This is a genomic window from Sunxiuqinia rutila, assembly GCF_050589705.1.
In the GTDB taxonomy this organism is placed as follows: Bacteria; Bacteroidota; Bacteroidia; order Bacteroidales; family Prolixibacteraceae; genus Sunxiuqinia; species Sunxiuqinia rutila.
The window spans coordinates 1-5,566 of the sequence record NZ_JBNGOT010000030.1; the positions used below are offsets into that span (position 1 = coordinate 1).

The following is a 5,566-nucleotide window of genomic DNA, read 5'->3' on the forward strand; positions in this document are numbered from 1 at the left end:
CTCTGAAAAATAAAAGTTTTAAAACGCTTGGAAGATTCAGAAAAAAGCCTTTGTTTTGCAGCCGCTTTAAGAGCGAAAGAGTTCATCGACAGATTGAGTATTATCAGGCAAACCTTAGGGTTTGATTTTCCGTAACAGGAAAGGCTGATAAGGGGCAAAAAAAGAGTTTGAAAAAAAGCTCAGAAAGTTTTGCGAAAGCCAAAAAAGCTTTCTATCTTTGCCGCCCCGAACTACTGAAACGGCTTGCCGGAGTAGGGAAGTGAGAGGAGTTCAATCGAAAGATACTGAAACACAAAAATCAGAAAGAGCCGCTAGAAAAGCGGTTGTTTTTTGAAAGAATGATACGTTCATTGAAAATATTGAAAAAGTAGAAAGATAAGGAAGAATTGCGAATTAAACGAGTTTATTCCACGAGCTAGACAAGATTAAAATTTTTTATACAACGAAGAGTTTGATCCTGGCTCAGGATGAACGCTAGCGGGAGGCCTAACACATGCAAGTCGAGGGGTAACATTGTCTTCGGACAGATGACGACCGGCGCACGGGTGAGTAACGCGTATGCAACCTACCTTTGACAGAGGAATAGCCCGGAGAAATCCGGATTAATACCTCATGGTATTTAAGACTCGCATGGGTTTTAAATTAAAGATTTATCGGTCAAAGATGGGCATGCGTGACATTAGCTAGTTGGTAAGGTAACGGCTTACCAAGGCTACGATGTCTAGGGGTTCTGAGAGGATGATCCCCCACACTGGTACTGAGACACGGACCAGACTCCTACGGGAGGCAGCAGTGAGGAATATTGGTCAATGGGCGCAAGCCTGAACCAGCCATCCCGCGTGAAGGAAGACGGCCCTATGGGTTGTAAACTTCTTTTCTGCACCAAGAATGGGCACTACGTGTAGTGTTTTGACGGTAGTGCAGGAATAAGCATCGGCTAACTCCGTGCCAGCAGCCGCGGTAATACGGAGGATGCAAGCGTTATCCGGATTTATTGGGTTTAAAGGGTACGTAGGTGGCCCTGTAAGTCAGTGGTGAAATCCTGCCGCTTAACGGTAGAACTGCCATTGATACTGCAGGGCTTGAGTACAGTTGAGGTAGGCGGAATGTGTAGTGTAGCGGTGAAATGCTTAGATATTACACAGAACCCCGATTGCGAAGGCAGCTTACTAAACTGTAACTGACACTGAGGTACGAAAGCGTGGGGAGCGAACAGGATTAGATACCCTGGTAGTCCACGCCGTAAACGATGCTCACTCGCTGTATGCAATACACAGTATGCGGCCAAGCGAAAGTCTTAAGTGAGCCACCTGGGGAGTACGTTGGCAACAGTGAAACTCAAAGGAATTGACGGGGGCCCGCACAAGCGGAGGAACATGTGGTTTAATTCGATGATACGCGAGGAACCTTACCTGGGCTTAAATGCAGAGCGACAGACGTCGAAAGATGTTTTTCTTCGGACGATTTGCAAGGTGCTGCATGGTTGTCGTCAGCTCGTGCCGTGAGGTGTCGGGTTAAGTCCCATAACGAGCGCAACCCTTACCGTTAGTTACCATCAGTTAGGCTGGGGACTCTAGCGGGACTGCCACCGTAAGGTGAGAGGAAGGTGGGGATGACGTCAAATCAGCACGGCCCTTATGTCCAGGGCTACACACGTGTTACAATGGCCAGTACAAAGGGCAGCTACCTGGTGACAGGATGCTAATCTCTAAAGCTGGTCTCAGTTCGGATCGAAGTCTGCAACCCGACTTCGTGAAGCTGGATTCGCTAGTAATCGCGCATCAGCCATGGCGCGGTGAATACGTTCCCGGGCCTTGTACACACCGCCCGTCAAACCATGGAAGCTGGGGGTACCTGAAGTCTGTGACCGCAAGGAGCGGCCTAGGGTAAAACTAGTGACTGGGGTTAAGTCGTAACAAGGTAGCCGTACCGGAAGGTGTGGCTGGAACACCTCCTTTCTGGAGCTTGGAATAGACATTAATCGGATGATTAGCATTTTTCTTTATCCCTACTTTTTTAAAAAATATAAGAGCAAAACGCGGAAAGCTGTCAGCTTTAAAGCTTGTAGCTTGAAGTTATAAAAGCTAAAAGAAAAGACAGTCCCGTAGCTCAGCTGGTTAGAGCGCTACACTGATAATGTAGAGGTCCCCAGTTCAAGTCTGGGCGGGACTACTGCCAAAGACAGACAAGAAGATAACAGAAAAGAAGATATCAGACCAAAGAACAAGAGAATGTTTTAAGTCTGAGATCTAAAGTCTAAAATCTGAAAGTCTAAGAACATGGGGGATTAGCTCAGTTGGCTAGAGCGCTAGATTTGCATTCTAGAGGTCAAGGGTTCGACTCCCTTATTCTCCACAAAGAAGTACAAAGTACATATGTGCAGCGTACATAAGAGAAGAAAAGTCGTAAACGACAAAACGTTCAAAAAAACATATTGGAACACTGATACGCCAGGAGGTGTAAAGATTCGGTTCGAATCCGGATGTATCAACATTAAGAGGTCTGTAACAGGACTTAGTACTTATGTACTCAGTACCTGGGATTATCTTTAAAGTTCTTTGACATATTGGGAAAACAAGAATGTAAATTACATTCAACCTTAAAAGAATCAAGAGAAAGTTATTAAGGGCGCACGGGGGATGCCTAGGCTCTCAGAGGCGATGAAGGACGTGATAAGCTGCGAAAAGTTGCGGGGATCGGCAAATACGAATTGATCCGCAAATATCCGAATGGGACAACCTGGTCTTCGGACCATCCGATTATGTCGGAAGCTAACCCAGGGAACTGAAACATCTAAGTACCTGGAGGAAGAGAAAACAAAAGTGATTCCGTAAGTAGTGGCGAGCGAACGCGGAACAGCCTAAACCAATATTGTTTCGGCAATGTTGGGGTTGTAGGACCACGACATTCGATAATACATTAAGTGGAAGTGTTTGGAAAGACACATCAAAGAAGGTGATAATCCTGTACACGTACATTGTATTAAAGATAGTGGTATCCTGAGTAGGGCGGGACACGAGAAATCCTGTCTGAATCTGCCGGGACCATCCGGTAAGGCTAAATACTACTGAGAGACCGATAGTGAACAAGTACCGTGAGGGAAAGGTGAAAAGCACCCTGAACAAGGGAGTGAAAAAGTACCTGAAACCGTGCGCTTACAAGCGGTTGGAGCTTCAATTTATTGGAGTGACAGCGTGCCTTTTGCATAATGAGCCTACGAGTTAGTCGTTACTGGCAAGGTTAAGGGTTTAAGACCCGGAGCCGAAGCGAAAGCGAGTCTGAATAGGGCGAATTAGTCAGTAGCGCTAGACGCGAAACCTTGGTGATCTACCCATGGTCAGGTTGAAGTTTTGGTAACACAAAATGGAGGACCGAACCAGGAAACGTTGAAAAGTTTTTGGATGAACTGTGGGTAGGGGTGAAAGGCCAATCAAACTGGGAAATAGCTCGTACTCCCCGAAATGCATTTAGGTGCAGCGTCGTGTATGAGTCTTATAGAGGTAGAGCTACTGATTGGATGCGAGGGCTTCACCGCCTATCAAATCCAGACAAACTCCGAATGCTATAAGATGCTTCACGGCAGTGAGGGCATGGGTGCTAAGGTCCATGTCCGAGAGGGAAAGAACCCAGACCATCAGCTAAGGTCCCCAAGTGTATATTAAGTTGAACAAACGAGGTCTGATTGCTTAGACAGCTAGGATGTTGGCTTGGAAGCAGCCATTCATTTAAAGAGTGCGTAACAGCTCACTAGTCGAGCGATCGGGCGTGGATAATAATCGGGCATTAAATATACCACCGAAGCTATGGATTTATGGTAGGGGAGCATTCCAATCTTGCGTAGAAGGTGTAGCGTGAGCTATGCTGGAGCGTTTGGAAAAGCAAATGTAGGCATAAGTAACGATAAAGCAGGTGAGAAACCTGCTCGCCGATAGACTAAGGTTTCCTGATCAACGCTAATCGGATCAGGGTTAGTCGGGGCCTAAGGCGTACCCGAGGGGGGAAGTCGATGGACAATTGGTTAATATTCCAATACCTTTTGATACTGCGATGGGGTGACGAAGTAATGAAAGACCCGCGTACTGACGGAATAGTACGTTAAATGGCGTAGGTTATGAGACTCATAGGCAAATCCGTGAGTTGAGCTGAAACCAGACAGTACCGAGAGCCTTCGGGCAATCGGATAGTGGTCCTAAGCGCTTCCAAGAAAAACCTCTAAGCTTCAGGTATCAAAAGCCCGTACCGCAAACCGACACAGGTAGTCAAGGAGAGAATCCTGAGGCGCTCGAGTGATTCATGGCTAAGGAACTAGGCAAAATCGCCCCGTAACTTCGGGAGAAGGGGCGCCCCACTCCGGTGGGGCCGCAGTGAAAAGGCGCATGCGACTGTTTATCAAAAACACATGGCTATGCTAAATTGAAAGATGATGTATATGGCCTGACACCTGCCCGGTGCCGGAAGGTTAAGAGGGGATGTTATCTTCGGAGAAGCATTGAATCGAAGCCCCGGTAAACGGCGGCCGTAACTATAACGGTCCTAAGGTAGCGAAATTCCTTGTCGGGTAAGTTCCGACCTGCACGAATGGTGTAACGATGTGCGCACTGTCTCGGCCATGAGCTCGGTGAAATTGTAGTCTCGGTGAAGATGCCGAGTACCCGCAACGGGACGGAAAGACCCCGTGAACCTTTACTGCAACTTCACATTGATTCTGGGTAAGTGATGTGTAGGATAGGACGGAGACTATGAAGCGGGCTCGCCAGGGCTTGTGGAGTCATCCTTGAAATACGTCCCTTTGCTTACTTGGAACCTAATCCCGTTAAACGGGAGACAGTGTGTGGTGGGTAGTTTGACTGGGGTGGTCGCCTCCAAAAGAGTAACGGAGGCTTCTAAAGGTGCCCTCATGACGATTGGTAACCGTCAGCAGAGTATAATGGTATAAGGGCGCTTGACTGCGAGACTGACAAGTCGACCAGGTACGAAAGTAGAGCATAGTGATCCGGTGGTTCCGTATGGAAGGGCCATCGCTCAAAGGATAAAAGGTACTCCGGGGATAACAGGCTGATCGCTCCCAAGAGCTCATATCGACGGAGCGGTTTGGCACCTCGATGTCGGCTCGTCACATCCTGGGGCTGGAGAAGGTCCCAAGGGTTGGGCTGTTCGCCCATTAAAGTGGCACGCGAGCTGGGTTCAGAACGTCGTGAGACAGTTCGGTCCCTATCTGTTGTGGGCGTTGGAAATTTGAGAGGGCCTGCCGCTAGTACGAGAGGACCGCGGTGGACATACCTCTAGTGTACCTGTTGTGGCGCCAGCTGCATTGCAGGGTAGCTATGTGTGGAAGGGATAAGTGCTGAAAGCATCTAAGCACGAAGCCTGCCTCAAGATGAGATTTCCTTTAAGGGTCGTGAGAGACTATCACGTTGATAGGCTGCAGGTGGAAGTTCAGCAATGGGCGTAGCCGAGCAGTACTAATTACCCGTAGACTTTCATTGTGATTTTAAGGTTTTAGGTTAATTTACATTTTTTCCCGGTATGTTAAACGTATTTAAGTGTTGAGTACGCTTCAAGATTA

The 5,566-nt window shown here is 47.7% G+C and carries 2 tRNA genes and 2 rRNA genes; all 4 read left to right on the forward strand.

Annotated features, from left to right (window positions below):
• The first annotated feature begins 439 nt into the window (after positions 1-439).
• The 4 genes from ACRD6K_RS19910 to ACRD6K_RS19925 all read left to right on the forward strand — a co-directional run bounded on the left by ACRD6K_RS19910 (position 440) and on the right by ACRD6K_RS19925 (position 5,486).
• A 16S ribosomal RNA gene (locus tag ACRD6K_RS19910) occupies positions 440-1,958 on the forward strand.
• Between the two features lie 140 nt (positions 1,959-2,098).
• Positions 2,099-2,172, forward strand: a tRNA-Ile gene (locus ACRD6K_RS19915).
• 109 nt (positions 2,173-2,281) lie between these two features.
• Positions 2,282-2,355, forward strand: a tRNA-Ala gene (locus ACRD6K_RS19920).
• A gap of 257 nt (positions 2,356-2,612) precedes the next feature.
• Positions 2,613-5,486: ribosomal RNA gene (locus ACRD6K_RS19925) — 23S ribosomal RNA — on the forward strand.
• Together the 16S and 23S rRNA genes with 2 tRNA genes alongside form the textbook arrangement of a ribosomal RNA operon.
• Positions 5,487-5,566: the final 80 nt, after the last annotated feature.